The sequence below is a fragment of the Oscillibacter sp. genome (genome assembly GCF_032060045.1).
Lineage (GTDB): Bacteria > Bacillota > Clostridia > Oscillospirales > Oscillospiraceae > Oscillibacter.
Map to the genome: position 1 here is coordinate 23,200 of NZ_DAMBZJ010000009.1, position 15,280 is coordinate 38,479.

At 58.2% G+C, this 15,280-nt stretch carries 15 protein-coding genes and 1 pseudogene; 3 read left to right on the forward strand and 13 right to left on the reverse strand.

What is annotated here, in order from left to right; translation table 11 throughout:
- A partial coding sequence (locus RT018_RS05345) for a LacI family DNA-binding transcriptional regulator (RefSeq protein WP_312939959.1) occupies positions 1-901 on the reverse strand: 901 nt, incomplete at its 3' end.
- Between the two features lie 410 nt (positions 902-1,311).
- On the opposite strand from RT018_RS05345, the gene RT018_RS05350 reads away from it, so the two are divergent.
- Entirely contained in the window at positions 1,312-2,250 is a 939-nt protein-coding gene (locus RT018_RS05350) for a glyceraldehyde 3-phosphate dehydrogenase NAD-binding domain-containing protein (protein ID WP_312939961.1), read from the forward strand.
- Positions 2,251-2,316: 66 nt separating this feature from the next.
- Here RT018_RS05350 and RT018_RS05355 read toward each other — a convergent pair whose 3' ends face one another.
- From RT018_RS05355 to acpP, 12 genes and pseudogenes are all read right to left on the reverse strand, one after another.
- Positions 2,317-2,775 (reverse strand): MarR family transcriptional regulator, encoded by a 459-nt coding sequence (locus RT018_RS05355; protein WP_312939963.1) that lies wholly within the window; start codon positions 2,773-2,775, stop codon positions 2,317-2,319.
- A 67-nt stretch (positions 2,776-2,842) separates the two neighbouring features.
- Positions 2,843-3,277 (reverse strand): 3-hydroxyacyl-ACP dehydratase FabZ, encoded by a 435-nt coding sequence (gene fabZ, locus RT018_RS05360; protein WP_312939965.1) that lies wholly within the window; start codon positions 3,275-3,277, stop codon positions 2,843-2,845.
- Between the two features lie 3 nt (positions 3,278-3,280).
- Positions 3,281-4,512: pseudogene (gene fabF, locus RT018_RS05365) on the reverse strand (beta-ketoacyl-ACP synthase II).
- A 50-nt stretch (positions 4,513-4,562) separates the two neighbouring features.
- Positions 4,563-5,306 carry a 3-oxoacyl-[acyl-carrier-protein] reductase gene (fabG, locus tag RT018_RS05370; protein WP_312939967.1) on the reverse strand — a complete coding sequence of 248 codons (744 nt, stop codon included), beginning with the start codon at positions 5,304-5,306 and terminating at the stop codon, positions 4,563-4,565.
- Positions 5,303-6,241 carry an ACP S-malonyltransferase gene (gene fabD / locus RT018_RS05375; RefSeq protein WP_312939969.1) on the reverse strand — a complete coding sequence of 313 codons (939 nt, stop codon included), beginning with the start codon at positions 6,239-6,241 and terminating at the stop codon, positions 5,303-5,305. Before fabD ends, fabG begins: the two co-directional genes overlap by 4 nt.
- Positions 6,238-7,170 carry a nitronate monooxygenase gene (locus tag RT018_RS05380; protein WP_312939971.1) on the reverse strand — a complete coding sequence of 311 codons (933 nt, stop codon included), beginning with the start codon at positions 7,168-7,170 and terminating at the stop codon, positions 6,238-6,240. The genes fabD and RT018_RS05380 overlap by 4 nt, the downstream gene beginning before the upstream one ends.
- 36 nt (positions 7,171-7,206) lie before the next feature.
- Complete coding sequence (locus RT018_RS05385) at positions 7,207-8,154, reverse strand: beta-ketoacyl-ACP synthase III (protein ID WP_312939973.1); 948 nt, start codon at positions 8,152-8,154, stop codon at positions 7,207-7,209.
- A complete protein-coding gene (locus tag RT018_RS05390) occupies positions 8,151-8,966 on the reverse strand; it encodes an acetyl-CoA carboxylase carboxyltransferase subunit alpha (protein ID WP_312939975.1) in 816 nt (271 codons plus the stop codon). Before RT018_RS05390 ends, RT018_RS05385 begins: the two co-directional genes overlap by 4 nt.
- A complete protein-coding gene (gene accD, locus RT018_RS05395; RefSeq protein ID WP_312939977.1) occupies positions 8,959-9,819 on the reverse strand; it encodes an acetyl-CoA carboxylase, carboxyltransferase subunit beta in 861 nt (286 codons plus the stop codon). Before accD ends, RT018_RS05390 begins: the two co-directional genes overlap by 8 nt.
- Positions 9,816-11,204: an acetyl-CoA carboxylase biotin carboxylase subunit gene (gene accC / locus RT018_RS05400; RefSeq protein ID WP_312939979.1), complete on the reverse strand. Its 1,389-nt coding sequence runs from the start codon at positions 11,202-11,204 to the stop codon at positions 9,816-9,818. Before accC ends, accD begins: the two co-directional genes overlap by 4 nt.
- 2 nt (positions 11,205-11,206) lie before the next feature.
- Positions 11,207-11,599 carry a biotin/lipoyl-containing protein gene (locus RT018_RS05405; RefSeq protein WP_312939981.1) on the reverse strand — a complete coding sequence of 131 codons (393 nt, stop codon included), beginning with the start codon at positions 11,597-11,599 and terminating at the stop codon, positions 11,207-11,209.
- A gap of 133 nt (positions 11,600-11,732) precedes the next feature.
- Positions 11,733-11,963 (reverse strand): acyl carrier protein, encoded by a 231-nt coding sequence (gene acpP / locus RT018_RS05410; protein WP_312613186.1) that lies wholly within the window; start codon positions 11,961-11,963, stop codon positions 11,733-11,735.
- Between the two features lie 394 nt (positions 11,964-12,357).
- On the opposite strand from acpP, the gene RT018_RS05415 reads away from it, so the two are divergent.
- Together RT018_RS05415 and fliB are read left to right on the forward strand one after the other, a co-directional pair.
- Entirely contained in the window at positions 12,358-13,521 is a 1,164-nt protein-coding gene (locus tag RT018_RS05415) for a MalY/PatB family protein (protein WP_312939983.1), read from the forward strand.
- A gap of 18 nt (positions 13,522-13,539) precedes the next feature.
- Complete coding sequence (gene fliB / locus RT018_RS05420; protein WP_312939985.1) at positions 13,540-14,607, forward strand: flagellin lysine-N-methylase; 1,068 nt, start codon at positions 13,540-13,542, stop codon at positions 14,605-14,607.
- The last annotated feature ends 673 nt before the right edge of the window (positions 14,608-15,280 follow it).

Sequence of the window (15,280 nt, forward strand, 5' to 3'; positions counted from 1 at the left end):
CGGCGATGTTCCCCAACTCATCCACAGGCTGGACAATGGAGTCAATCTGGTTGGCGTAAAGTTCGTAAAAATCCGATTCGTAGTCCACAAAGCTCACAAGGTCGATGTCCTGGGCAAGCTGCACACCCTTGCGGTGCAAGTGGATGATGGACTCCGAGGCCATCAGACCGTTGGTGACGATCACCGCGTCGCAATGCTGCTCTAAAAGCTCGTCAAGACAGCCGTGGGCGCTGTTTTCCATGGAGTCTCCATAGCGGATCAGCGACTCCTCCGCCACCAGGCCGCAGTCTGAAATAGCCTGTTGATAGGCAGAAATGCGCTCCTGCGTGGAAGACAGGCGGGGCAGACCGCCGATGATGCCGATGCGCCGGTCGCCTTTGCCCACCAGACGGCATACGCTGCGGTAGATGGGCTGGAAATTTGACACGCACACAGAAGTGAATTTCTTCTCGTCAAACACCCGGTCCACCAACACCACGGGAAAGCCCGCCGGAATCAGGCTGTTCAGCCGCTGGAAGCTGTCCATGGTGCTGGCGATAAGAAGTCCGTCCACAAGACCGGCGGCAAGCAATCGAATATTCCGCTCCTCCCGGTCCATGTCCTCCTTAGTGTTGGCAATGATCAGGTGATACCCGGCGGCGGCCAGATAGTTTTCCACCGACTCAATCATGGTGGCGAAAAATTTATTGGAGATGTCCGGCACGATAAAGCCGATGGTTTTCCGTTTTCCGGTGCGAAAGCTCCGGGCGGAGGCGTCCGGCGTATAGCCCAGACGGGAGATGGCTGCGTAAACCTTTTCTCTTGTCTCCTCCGAGACGTAGCGCGTGTTGTTGATGGTGTGGGAGACCGTGGCCGTGGACACGCCGGCAAGCTTTGCCACATCGCTGATGGTCACTTTCATCGTGGAGAACCGCTCCTTTCTCACGTAGGTTCGCTTGTCCCAATACCCGGAGACGGGAACGGTTAAGCGCGGACACGCCGCACAGCCACAGCCACAATGCCACGTTTCGTAGACCGTGGGGCTTGCGCAAGCTGTGTCAGCATTACGTAATCCTTTAATTAGTGATTAGTATATGCCCCTTCCGATACAACGTCAAGGCCCTGGGGCAATTTTAAACACAATATTGTGCGGATTTTTCAAATATTATCGGTTTTATACAAGTGGAAATAAAAAATCTTACAGTTTTGACAGTTGCAAAGGCAAGCAAGTTGTGATACTATGCAGATGTAAACGATTAACACAAACGGTTGCGCAATCGGTTTTCAGTGGCCGAGTTTAAAGTGGCCGAATTTGAAAGGAGACGTTTCCTTATGAAAGTTCAGATTGGAATTAATGGCTTCGGCCGCATTGGTCGTCTGGTTTTCCGTGTCGCTCAGGCCCGGAACGACGTGGAGGTTGTGGCGGTGAACGATCCGTTTATGACTCCTGACTATATGGCGTACATGCTGCGCTACGACACGGTGCATGGCCGGTTTCAGGGCGAGGTGTCCTATGAGGACGGCGCGCTGATTGTCAATGGACGGCGTATTGCAGTGTACGCGGAGAAGGAAGTTGGCAGCATCCCTTGGGGCGACGCGGGGGCTGAGTATGTCTGCGAGTGCACCGGGCAGCACCTGACAAAGGAAAAGTGCCAGGGCGTGAACAATAAAAAGTACTCCTCCGACATGCAGTTCGTGTCCAACGCGTCTTGCACCACCAACTGTCTGGCCCCCATTGCCAAGGTGCTCCACGAGAGCTTTGGCATCAAGGACGGACTGATGACCACCGTTCACTCCGTCACCCCCACCCAGAAGATTCTGGACGGTGCTTCTTTGAAGGATTGGCGCGGCGGCCGGGCAGGCTGCGGAAACATCATTCCCTCCACCACCGGCGCGGCAAAGGCCGTTGGCAAGGTCATCCCCGACCTGAACGGCAAGCTCACCGGTATGTCCATGCGTGTTCCCACGCTGGATGTGTCCGTGGTGGACCTAACCGTCAATCTGGAAAAGGCCGCCACCTATGAAGAAGTCTGCAAGGCCATGAAGACCGCCTCTGAGGGGGAGCTGAAGGGTGTTCTGGGCTATACCGAGGATGCGGTTGTCTCCTCTGATTTCCTTGGAGATTCCCGCACTTCAATTTTCGACGCCAAGGCGGGCATTGCCCTGACGGACACCTTTGTCAAAGTTGTCTCATGGTATGACAACGAGTACGGTTATTCCAGCAAAATGGTGGAGCTGGCTTGCTATATGGCCTCGGTGGACCATAAGTAAGACGATTTTAAGCAAAATGAAACCCGAGAGCACCCTTACAGGGCGCTCTCGGGTTTTTTCGATGCTTTATTCGATGGCGGTAATATCCGGTAGCACCACTTCCGGCATCAGCTCGCCGCTGATGATGCGTAGCATCTCCTCCAGCTTCGCACAGTCGTGCGGGGGAAAGCGCCGCTGCATCCGCTTCGTCACCTCCCGCACATAGGAGGAGCTGATGTTGTAGTAATCAATATACTTCTGCGTCACCCGCAGATGATACTCCCGCCGGTCCGCCGGAGACTGTACCCGGTCCACATACCCCTTTTTTACCAAACTGTTGACCTTGTAGGCGGCATTGGAAGGGGAGATGTGCAGAAACGATGCAAACTCGTTGATCGTGGGGCTTTTCAGCGCCTGAATAGACTCCATGCAAAAGGTTTCTATGGTGGTCAGGCTGGCCTCTCGTGATTGGAAACCGGTTAAAATCTCCTGATAAAAATGCAGCTTAAATTTGCTATACACCTCAAAAAAAAGCTGATCCAGCACGTTAAAAACCACCTTCTTTTAAATTTCCGCCCTTCTGGGCATTCCGGCCGATGCTCAAAACCGACCGTCACTGTCCGATGGCGAAGGTCAACTCCGCCGTGGCGGTCAACGTGCCGTCCACCCGGACTTCCGCCTGACCGATTCCCACCGGGCCGCGTTGCTTTGTCAGCGTGCAGGTGATTTCCAGTACGTCGCCGGGAGTTACCTGCCGCTTGAAGCGCGCGTTTTTCACAGCCCCCAACAGGGCGATTTTTCCCCGGTTTTCCGGCAGTGCCAGCACGGCCACGCCCCCCACTTGCGCCATGGCCTCGATCATCAAAACGCCGGGCATTACGTGCTTTTGAGGAAAGTGTCCCTGAAAAAACGGCTCGTTCACCGTGACGCACTTAATTCCCTTGGCCCACTTTCCCGCCTCACCGTCCACAATGCGGTCCACCAGAGCAAAGGGATAGCGATGGGGCAGAATCTGGGCAATTTCGTCGGAGTTATATTGCAATCCCATGGTTCAGCCCTCCCATTTCTTCAAAAGGATGCTGCCGTTGTGCCCGCCAAAGCCCAAGGAGTTGGAAAGAGCGTACCGCAATTTGGCATTTCGACCCACATTCGGCACCACGTCCAGATCACAGGCGGGATCACTTACCTGATAATTGATGGTGGCGGGGAGATACCCCTCTTTCAGCGCCAGCGCGGAGAACAGGGCCTCCGCCGCCCCTGCCGCGCCCAGCATGTGGCCGGTCATGGACTTGGTGGAGCTGACGGCAAGTTTTTTTGCGTGCTCGCCAAACACGGTTTTGATGGCTGCGGTTTCTCCTGCGTCGTTTAAGGGAGTGGAGGTGCCGTGGGCATTGATATAGTCCACATCTTCGGGCCGCGCCCCCGCGTCGGAAAGGGCCAGGGCCATGGCTTTGGCGCCGCCTTCGCCGCCGGGCAGGGGAGCGGTCATGTGATATGCATCGCAGGTGGAGCCATAGCCCACAAACTCCGCGTAAATCTTCGCGCCCCGGGCCAGTGCGTGGTCCAGCTCCTCCAGCAGCAGAATTGCCGCACCCTCGCCCAACACAAAGCCGCTGCGCTCCGCGTCAAAGGGAATGGAAGCACGATTGGGGTCGGCGCTCTGGGTTAGGGCCTTCATGGTGGTGAACCCGCCGATGGCCAGCGGTGTGACCGCGGATTCGCTGCCCCCGCAGAGCATTACGTCGGCATACCCGTCCCGGATATAGTGGAATCCATCACCCACGGCGTTGGTGCCTCCGGCACAAGCCGTCACAGGGCAGGAGCACATGCCGCGGAACCCCGCGTCGATGGCGATTTGCCCTGCCGCCATGTTGCAGATGGTCATGGGAATATAGAAGGGAGAAACCCGGTCAATGCCCTTTTCCAGATACCGGCTGTGGTGTTTTGCAGTGCGCCGATGCCGCTGGACACGATTACGCCGCAGCGATCCATATCCGTTTTTTCAGGGTCAAAACCGGCGTCTTTCAGAGCCTCTCGGGCAGAAATGACCGCAAACTGAGTGAAGCGGGCCATGTGCTTCGCTTCTTTTTTATCCAGAAAATCATCCGACTGATAATTTTTGACCTCAGCCGCCAGCGTGACCTTCTGGGCGGATGCGTCATAGGCGGTGATGGGGGCCACGCCGCACACTCCATTTCGCACCGCCTGCCAGGTTTCGGGGGCGGAGTGTCCGATGGGCGTGATGGCGCCAAGGCCGGTAATCACAACTCGTCTTTTATCCATAGCTGTCTCCTTATTGCTTTATGCGTATGGGAGCCTTTGCCCCCGCCATTTTACATGCCCATGCCGCCGTCCACGCCCAAAACCTGCCCGGTGATATACCCGGCCCCGGCTCCGGCAAGAAAAGCAACGGCCTCGGCCACGTCCTCCGGCGCGCCCAGACGGGCCATGGGAATGGTGGCCAGCAAGGCGGACTTTGCCGCCTCGGGCAGGCCGTCGGTCATGTCGGTGGTGATGAAGCCGGGAGCCACGGCGTTCACCGTGATGTTCTTAGAGGCCAGCTCCTTGGCAAGTGATTTTGTCATGCCGATCACGCCCGCCTTGCTGGCGGCGTAATTCACCTGCCCGGCGTTGCCGTGAAGACCTACCACGGAACTGAGATTCACGATGCGGCCGTATTTCTGCCGGAGCATAATGCGGCTGGCGGTCTTCATACAAAGAAACGTCCCTTTCAGGTTCGTGTCAATCACCGCGTCGAAGTCCTCTTCCTTCATAAGCATTACCAGTCCGTCCCGGGTAATGCCCGCATTATTTACAAGAATGTCAAGCTTGCCAAATTCCTTGACGGCGGTGTCCATCAGAGCTTTTACGGCCTCGCTGTCCGCCACGCTGCCCTGTACGGCGCGGACGTTTGCGCCCATGCCCTCCAGCTCCGAAAGCGTCTGCTGCGCGGCGGCGGTATTTCCTGCGTAAGAAAAGACCACGTTTGCGCCATGCTCGGCAAGCTTGCGGCACACGGCCCGGCCCAGCCCCCGGCTCCCGCCGGTGACTACGGCTGTTTTACCCGTAAAATTCATCCGCGTTCCACCCCTTTCAGCAGTTCCGGCAGTTTCTCAACATCCTCTGCTGTTTCTACACTAAACACGGGGAAGCCGGGAAGCGTTTTTTTCACAAAACCGGTCAAGGACTTGCCCGGGCCGATTTCCACGATTGCGTCCACTCCCAGTGCCGCCATGGCGCGGATGCAGTCCTCCATGTACACTGCGGACTGAACCTGCCGTTCCAGCAGAGCGGGGATGGTCTCCCCGGTCCGGTTTTCGCCGCCCAGGCAGTTGTGCAGGACGGGGATGGTTGGCTGTTGAAAGTCCACGGTTTTAAAATATTCCCGCAGCGCGTCTCCAGCGGGTTTCAAAAGGGAAGTATGGAACGGGCCGCTGACGTTTAAGGGCATGCAGCGCTTTGCGCCCAGCTCCTTAGCGACAGATGCCGCCTTTTCCACCGCCGCCCGTTCACCTCCGATGACAATTTGCCCCGGGCAGTTGAAATTGCAGGGCTCCACCACGCCAAGGCTGGATGCGGCTTTGCAGGCGGCGGCCACCGTTTCCCGGTCAGCCCCCAGCACGGCCATCATGGCGGATTCCACGCCCTTTGCCGCGTCAGTCATGGCCTTGCCGCGAAAAGTGACCATTTCCACGGTGGTTTTCCCGTCCAGCACGCCTGCGGCGTATAGTGCGGAATATTCGCCAAGCGACAATCCCGCAGCGACGGAGGGGACAATGCCCTTTTCCGCCAAAACATCGGTCAGTCCCACGGCAAAGGCCCCCATGCAGGGCTGGGTGTATTGCGTCGCATTCAAAAGGCCGTCCGGGTCCGCAAAGGAGATGGACTTCAAATCAAAGCCCGCGTTGGCCGCATCCAGCGCGGCCCGAAAGGCGGGGTATTGTTCATACAGGTCCGCGCCCATGCCGGGGTGCTGGGAACCCTGCCCAGCGTATAAAAATCCCAGCTTCATAGACTTGCCGCCAATTCTCGGATGCGGGCGTCACCCGCTGCCACAAGCTCCTCCAAGATGTTCCGCAGAGGACGGATTTCGTGGAGCATTCCAGCCACCTGACCGGTCATTACGCTTCCGTTCTCCACGTCGCCCTCCAGCACTGCCCGACGCAATCCTCCCAGCGTCACGGTTTCCAGCTCCTCCAGCGTGGCATTGCGCTTTTCAAGCTCCAGATAGGTCCGGGCCATCTTGTTTTTCAAAACCCGGACAGGTCCGCCGATGCTGCGGCCCGTCACCACGGTGTCGGAGTCCTTCGCCTTGAGAATTGCCTGCTTGTATCCGTCGTGAATGGGGCACTCCTCGCTTGCAAGCAGGCAGGTGCCCACCTGTGCGCCAATTGCGCCCAGCGAGTAGGCCGCCGCCAGTTGCCGTCCGTCGGCAATGCCGCCTGCGGCGATGACGGGGACGTTTACCGCGTCGATGACCTGCGGAACCAGCGCCATGGTAGTCATCTCGCCCACATGCCCGCCGGATTCGGTGCCCTCGGCAATAAACGCGTCCACGCCGTAACGCTCCAGCCGTTTTGCCAGCACCGCCGCCGCCACCACGGGCATCACCTTGATGCCCGCTTCCTTCCACGCGGGGATATACTTTCCGGGGTTGCCTGCCCCGGTGGTCACCACCCGGACGTTTTCTTCCAGAATCACTCTTGCGATATCATCGGCATGAGGACTCATCAGCATCAGATTCACGCCGAAGGGCTTATCGGTCAGCTCTCTTGCCCGGCGAATCTCCTGCCGGAGACGCTCGCCGTCCCAGCCGCCGGTGGCAATCATGCCAAGGGCGCCCGCATTGGCGCAGGCGGCGGCAAATTCGCCGGTGGCGATGTTGGCCATGCCGCCCTGAATAATGGGGAACTCCGTTCCCAGAAACTCGTTCAATCTCATATCACGTTGCTTCCCCGCAGGCGCGGGTCCGTCCTCTCATTTAAATTCCGCCAGCGCGGCGCCCCAGGCGCGTCCGCCGCCAAAGCCCACCAGCATCACCCGGCTGCCGGGGCCGACCTTGCCAAGCTCTGTCAGCTCGCTGAGCACCATGGGAATGCTGGCGGCGGAGGTGTTGCCGTATTTCTCAATGTTTTTGTAATACTTCTCCTCCGGAATGTGATACTTTCTCACCGCCAGATCAATGATGCGGGTGTTGGCCTGATGGAACACGAAAAAGTCCACATCGTCAATCGTTTTTCCGCTGCGCTTCAGCGCCTGATCCATGCAGGAGGGCACGGCGTTCACCGCGAACTTGAATACCTGCTGGCCATGCATGAAAATCTGCGGCGGGGCCTTGTGGCCCGAGCCTGTGACGCCCAGCATTTCGCTGTCGCCCTCGCAGTGGAGCACCGCGCCGAGGGATTCATATTCCTCGTTCCATTCCACCACGGCGGCGGCCGCTGCGTCGCCAAAGAGGACGCAGGTGCCTCGGTCCTCCCAGTTGATAAAGCGACTGAGCATCTCCGCCCCCAGCACCAGCCCATATTTCCGGGGCGATGCCGCCAGCAGACATTCCGCTGTGTGGATGGCGAAGAGGAAGCCGCTGCATGCGGCGTTGATGTCAAAGCAGATCGTGTCGTTTAGAAGACCCAAATCCCGCTGCAAAAGGCTTGCGGCATTGGGGGAAAGAAAGTCCGACGAAAATGTGGCCACGATGCACACGCCAATTTCCTCCGGCCTGATCCCTGCCCGCTCCAGCGCCGTCTGCGCCGCGTGGCGGCACATGTCGGCATGGGTTTCCTCAACGCAGTGGTGACGGGTTTTGATGCCCGTACGAGAGGTGATCCACTCGTCGTTGGTTTCCACGATTTTCTCAAGGTCGGCGTTGCTGACCAGCTTCGGCGGGACGTAGTGTCCCGCACCGCAAATTTTAATTCCGCTCATTGGTCCTCCTTCGGGGGTGTCCCCATCTGTCTGAATTTCCGATACCGCCCCGCAGCCAGCGCCTCCCCGCTCTGGCGGGAAAAGGACTTTAAATTCCGGGCAAGCGCTTCGTCTAGTTCGCGCAGGGCAATGTCCGGGGCCAGATGTGCGCCCCCCGCCGGTTCGGGGACGATTTCGTCGATGATTCCCAGCCGCTTCAGGTCTGGGGCGGTGAGCCGCATCAGTTCACAAGCCTGCCCGTGGCGGGAGGCGTCTTTCCACAAAATGGTCGCAAACCCCTCCGGGGAGAGAATGGAATACACCGCGTTTTCCAGCATCAGCACCCGGTCCCCAACGCCCAAAGCCAGTGCGCCGCCGCTGTTGCCCTCGCCGGTGACGGTGGCAATGATGGGCACGGTGAGGCGGCTCATCTCCATCAGGTTCCGGGCGATGGCTTCGCCCTGTCCCCGTTCCTCCGCCTCCATGCCGGGATAGGCCCCCGGCGTGTCGATAAACGTGAAAATCGGGCGACGAAACTTCTGGGCCTGACGCATCAGGCGCAGAGCCTTGCGATAGCCCTCTGGGGAGGGCATCCCGAAGTTGTATTTGATATTCTCGTCCAGCGTGCGGCCTTTACGAGTGGCAATCACCGTGACGGGCCGCCCATGAAATCGGGCCACGCCCCCTAAAATGCTCTCGTCCTCACCCCCCAGACGGTCGCCCCGCTGGATAAATAAGTCCGTAAACAAAAAGTCAAAAATCTCCTGCGCGTTGGGCCGTTGATGGTGGCGGGCAATCGCAACCCGCTCGGCGGCGGTCATAGGCTCATTCATTGCGGCCTCCTTTCCCGTGAAGCGCCAGCAGATGGGAAATCGTGTCCCGCAGCTCACTGCGGGGGACTACCGCGTCCACAAAGCCGTGCTTCAGTTGAAACTCTGCCCGCTGAAAGCCCTCCGGCAGCGTTTGTCCGATGGTCTGCTCGATGACCCGGGGACCGGCAAAGCCGATTAGCGCGCCCGGTTCCGCCAGAATCACGTCGCCGAGGCTTGCGAAGCTGGCGGTGACGCCGCCCGTGGTGGGGTTCGTAAGAACCGAGATGAAAAAGCCTCCCTTTTCATCAAACCGGGCCAAGGCGGAACTTGTTTTTGCCATTTGCATGAGGGAGAGAATGCCTTCTTGCATTCTTGCCCCGCCGCTGGCGGAAAAGAGAATCAGGGGGAGCTTACTTTTTGCGGCAAACTCGATGGCGCGGGTGATTTTTTCTCCCACGGCGGCACTCATGCTGCCAAGGAAAAACCGCCCGTCCAAAACCCCGATGACGCATTTTTGTCCATCCACGGCTCCCACGGCGGTGACCACGGCTTCGTTTAGCCCGGTCTTTTTCCGAGTGGCCTCCAGCTTTGTGGAATAGTCGGGAAAATGCAGCGGGTCCGTGGAGGTCAGGCGGGGGTTCAGCTCGCGGAAGGAGCCGGCGTCCAAAATCGTGCTGAGCCGGTAGTAGCTCCCCAAAGGCATGTGATAGCCACAAAGCGGGCAGACATACTGGGTCTGGGCAAGCGTCCCCACGCCCACTGTCTCGCCGCAGCCGGGGCAAACTGTCCCGGCTGCGGGCGCATGAGTCTGTCCGTCCCGAAAAGCCTTCATTGCCAGCAGCTTTTGCCGCCGTTGGGCAAAAATCGAAGTCATTTGACCGCCTCACTTTCCACTGCCTTGCGGTCCCAGTCCACCAGCTCCTGTAAATGATTTTCCAGAAACGCGGTGGTACAGGTCCCCCGAATAAAATCCGGATGATACAAAATCAGATGGCTAAGCCCCGCATTGGTGGCAAAGCCCTCAATGGTCAGTTCCTCCAGCGTACGGCGCATCCGGCGAATGGCTTCCAGCCGGGTAGGTGCGTGAACCAGAACCTTTGCCGCCAGAGAATCGTAATAGGGCGGCAGGGTATAGCCGCTGTAAAGCCCTGAGTCAATCCGCACGCCCATTCCCCCGGGAAAGTGGACAAAAGCCGCCGTACCGGGACAGGGACGGAAATCGGCAGAGGGATCCTCCGCGTTCACGCGGCATTCAATGGCGTGCCCGGTCAAATGAACGTCTTCCTGCGAAAGGCCCAAAGAAAGACCTGCCGCGATGCGGATTTGCTGGCGTACCAAGTCAACTCCGGTGACAAGCTCTGTGATGCCGTGCTCCACCTGAATGCGGGTGTTCATCTCGCAGAAGTAAAATCGCCCGTTCTCCGCCAGAAGGAACTCCACCGTTCCGGCGTTTTCATAGCCCACGGCACGGGCGGCGCGAACCGCCGCCTCGCCCATCTCACGGCGCAGCTCCGGTGTGAGGCATCGGGCGGGCGCTTCTTCAATCAGCTTTTGGTTTCGGCGCTGAATGGAGCAGTCCCGGTCAAAAAGGTGAATGGTGTTTCCCTGACTGTCCGCCAGAATCTGAAACTCGATGTGCCGGGGATTTACCACGAATTTTTCAAGATACATCGTCCCGTCGCCAAAGCAGGCCACAGCCTCCGCCACGGCTTCATGGAACGCGGCGGGCAGATCCTCAGGGGTTTCCACCTTGCGAATGCCCCGTCCGCCGCCGCCGGAACTGGCCTTCAGAAGCACGGGATAGCCCACCTGTTCGGCGACTTTCAAAGCGGCATCCACATCCGCCAGCGGGCCGCCGGAGCCGGGAACCGTGGGAACGCCTGCCGCAGACATCAGCGCGCAGGCGGCGGCCTTGCTTCCCGCCTTGCGGATGGAATCGCCGGAGGGGCCGATGAATTTCAGTCCCGCAGCCGTGCAGGCGTCAGCGAAGTCGGCATTTTCCGACAAAAAGCCGTATCCGGGATGAACCGCGTCGCACCCCGTGGCTTTGGCAACGGTCAAAAGAGCTGCCTGATTGAGATAGCTGTCGGCGGCCTTGGGCGGACCGATGCAAACGCTCCGGGTGGCAAGCTGGACATGGAGCGCATCCGCGTCGGCGGTGGAATATGCTGCCACCGTTTCAATCTCCATCTCCCGACAGGCCCGCAGCACCCGCAGCGCGATTTCGCCCCGGTTGGCAATCAAAATGCGCCTGAACATGATTACGCCTCCCGATAGCGGAAGATAGGCGCGGCAAAGCCCAGCAGGTCGCCGTTTTGCACCAGCACCTCTTCAATCACGCAGTCGCAGGGAGCCGTTACCTCGCTCATCATCTTCATGGCTTCGATGAGGCACACGGTCTGCCCTTTGCTTACACGGTCGCCCGGATGAACAAGGGGAGGCTGGTCCGGGGCGGAAGCGGCGTAAAACGTTCCCACCAGCGGAGCGTGGATCACCGGCCCCTCCTGCGTTTCGGAAGCGGACACGGCGATAGCCGCCGGTGCGGAGCCCGCGCGGCTCAGTTCCAACTCATCGCCGCCAACACAGACACGCATGGTCAGAATGCCGCTTTTTTCAAAGCGGTCCATCAATTCAAAAATTTCGGAGTTAGTCATGATTCTCCTTCCTATATGCGCACTCCGGTTTTCACCGGGAGCGCGCCCTTTTAACGGCCCCCATAGGGCACGCAAAAACCTTTATAGCGCGAAAGGGAACCGCAGCGGTTCCCTTTCGGTCGATGTGCGGCAATCAGGCCTTGTGAGCTTCCAGATACTTCACGATATCGCCCACGGTTTTCAGATTGGGGAGCTCCGCGTCGTCGATGGCCACACCCGTGGCCTCCTCCAGCGCCATCACCAGCTCCACGGAAGCTAGGGAATCCGCGCCCAAATCCTCTGCCAAAGTGGCCTCCAGCGTCACCTGTTCGGCCTCACAGGCCAGTGTTTCCACGATTACGTCGCGTACCTTCTCAAAATCCATTGTGAATATCTCCTTAAATATAAATGAGTAATTTTATTTAGTCAAAAAAATTGAACTAATTCGAGGTAATTCTAAACGCAGGCGCTTGGTTTGTCAATAGGAAAAAATGCGGAATTTTGGCGCTTACGCCATAAAAAGGGTTTGCTGCGTCTTTCGGTAGGGGAAAACAGACGGGATTGCACGGTGGGCTGAAGCGTGGTAAAATAACCGCAAAGCAGCGGACTTGGTTTGCGTCCGGAAGATTTTTCAAGCTGCGCAAAGCCGCGGAATATGGCGATAGGCCATTCGCGTCCTGCCCTGCGCCCGGCACGGATCCGAGGATGGTGTGCTGTGTGCAGATGTATCCTGCCCTGCGCGAACAATTCATAGGTGATTCTGGAAAGTGAGGCTATTTATGAACTATAATTTTGATACTGTCATCGACCGCTCCGGCAACCGCGCCGCTAAATACGATGAGCGGCTGAAAAAGTTCGGCACGGAGGACGTGATTCCCCTGTGGATTGCGGACATGGACTTTCGCACCGCCCAGCCCATTATCGACGCGCTGAAAGCCCGGGCGGAGGAGGGCATCTGGGGCTATACTGCCCGGCCAGACAGCTATTTTACGGCCATCCGCGGCTGGCAGAAGCGGCGGAACGGCTGGGAAATCGACCAGAGCCTGATGAGCTTCAGTCTCGGCGTGGTGCAGACGCTTTCCGCCTGCATACAGCTGTTTACTCCGGCGGGAGGCAGCGTGTTGATTCAAACGCCGGTGTATTCCGAGTTTTACGACATGACCGAGGCGTGGGAACGCAACGTGGTTGAAACCCCCCTTGTGGAGAAGGATGGGAAATGGACCGTGGACTGGGCGGACTTTGAGGAAAAGCTGGGCCGGTGCGACCTCTTTATCCTGTGCAACCCTCACAATCCTCTGGGAATCGTCTGGTCGGCGGAGGAGCTGCGGCGGATGGGAGAGCTGTGCGAAAAATACCGGGTACCCATGGTGTCCGACGAGATTCACTCCGATTTGATTTTCCACGGGAAGAAGCACACTGTCACCGCCAGCGTTGCGGAAAACGTCATCACCTGCATTTCCGGCACCAAGACCTTCAATCTGGCGGGCTTGCAGGCCAGCACCGTGGTGTTTCCCAACCGGCACAAAAAGCGGGTGTTCGACCGCTTTTGGCACCGCATGGACATTCACCGCAACAACGCCTTTTCCCTCACGGCCATGGAGGCCGCGTTTACCCATGGCGACGAGTGGCTGGACCAGCTTCTTCCGTATCTCAGCGCCAACTTTGACTACATTCATGACTACTGCGCTGCACATATTCCGCAGATTCGTCCCACTGTGCCGGACGCCACATATCTCGTCTGGCTGGATTGCCGCGCACTGGGGCTGAGCAACCGGGAACTGCACGATTTTATGATCCACAAGGCGCGGCTGGGCCTGAACGACGGAGATTCCTTTGGACGGAACCTCAACGGCTTCATGCGTTTAAACGCCGCCTGTCCCCGCTCCGTGCTGGAGCAGGCTATGGAGCGGCTGAAGGTCGCCGTGGACGGCTTAAATCTTTAATCAAGGGGAGCGGGCAGCATGCAGTTGCGGGCGCCGGATTATCTGGAACAATTTCAATGCCTTGCGGGCGCGTGTCCCCACTCCTGCTGTCAGGGCTGGGAGGTGGTGGTGGATGAAGTTTCCGCCGCCGTTTACCGCACCTTTCCGGGGCCGCTGGGAGAGCGGCTCCGGGCGGCCCTGAAAACCGAGGACGGGGAGGATTTCTTCGCCCTGACAGACACGGGCCACTGTCCTTTCTGGGATGCGGACGGCCTGTGCGCGATCCACCGGGCTCTGGGGCCGGAGGGTACCAGCGAGGTCTGCCGCAGCCATCCAAGGTTTATTGAAGATTATGGACCGCTGCGGGAGACAAGCCTCGTGGCTTCCTGCCCGGAGGCCTGCCGTCTGCTGCTTTCCTCCTCCGCGCCGCTGACGTTTCCTGAAACGGAAACCAACGAGGCGGGGGAGGAAGCCGACCCTTGGCTGGCTCCGTTGCTGTCCGTCCGGGAAAAGCTTCTGGAGATTTTACAGGGGCGCCCTCGTAAACTTAAGTCTCGCCTTGCGGAGCTGCTGGCCTTGGCGGAGGAAGCGCAGATTTTGCTGGACGAGGACAACGCCCCGCTGCTCCCGGCGCTTTGCCGGATGTGGACGGGTCCCGTCTCCGGCTGTCACGTGGCGGGAACGGGGGTGTTTCCCCGGGCGTGGGAGGTGCTGTCGGGTCTGGAAATCTTGGGGGACGACTGGCGGGCGCTGCTGCGCCGGGAGAGGGAACCCGTTCCCGGTGCAGTCCCAGAAGCTTTGCTGGAACGGATTGTGGCTTATTTTTTGTTTCGCTATACCCTCAAGGCGGTCAATGACGGGGACTTGCTGGGACGGGTGCAGTTTGCCCTGCTGAGTGGTTTAGTGGTGGAGCGGGCGGCAAGCCTTCTGCCGCTTGGCGAGGCCCTGCGGCTTTACTGCCGGGAGATTGAGCACAATGAGGACAACCTACATGCGCTTGTGTCTGCTTTTCGCACCGAGTCTTCTCTCTCGATCCCTGCTTTTTTCCAAACATTGGGAGAAGAGGGGAAGGACCTAAAACTCGATCTGGATAACTGTGCAGATTGAACAAAAACATGCGATGGAGTAATAGCGGAATGTAGAAACTTACAAATATCGCTTGACTTTTACGCGCTAATGTGGTATTTAATAGTTACCGGAAGGGAGTGAGTCCAATGGGCTAGCTGGTTCAGCAAAATCCAGTCTCATTTCCACCGCCGCGTTTGGAAGTATCCCGCAATGTCACCGCAAGCGTAGACTGATTTCAGCGAATGTATTTTCCCGCAAGAGTAAGTACGTTTCCTGCAACCCGGCAAATCCTTGGCGAATTTCCGGCAGACTCCAGTGAAGCTCCGGAGGGAACCAAAGACGAGACATGACTCATTTCAATGAGAATCACGAGATTCGGTTTTGGCAATGTCCAAGGCAACTATCTGCGTGCAATTGGTGTTTTATGGATTGGCTGTCACCGAGCGTTTTTCCTGTTTTCCGGTAATCCCGCAAAGCTTTTTCCGGCATTCCACAGCGCAAGCTTCAGCATCTTGGCCTTCCAAACGTGAATCTACGAAAGTAAGAGGTAGTAACATGGCAGAGAACCCCAGTCAGAAGTAACCCCCCATCTGCGTTGGACAGATGGGGGTTGTGCTTTTTAATAATGATGTATTGTCCCTTGCCGTTCCGGAAGGGGCGTGTTTTTTTGCCCAGATGTATTAGCAGTCACCGTTTTGTCGGGCAGGGGGGT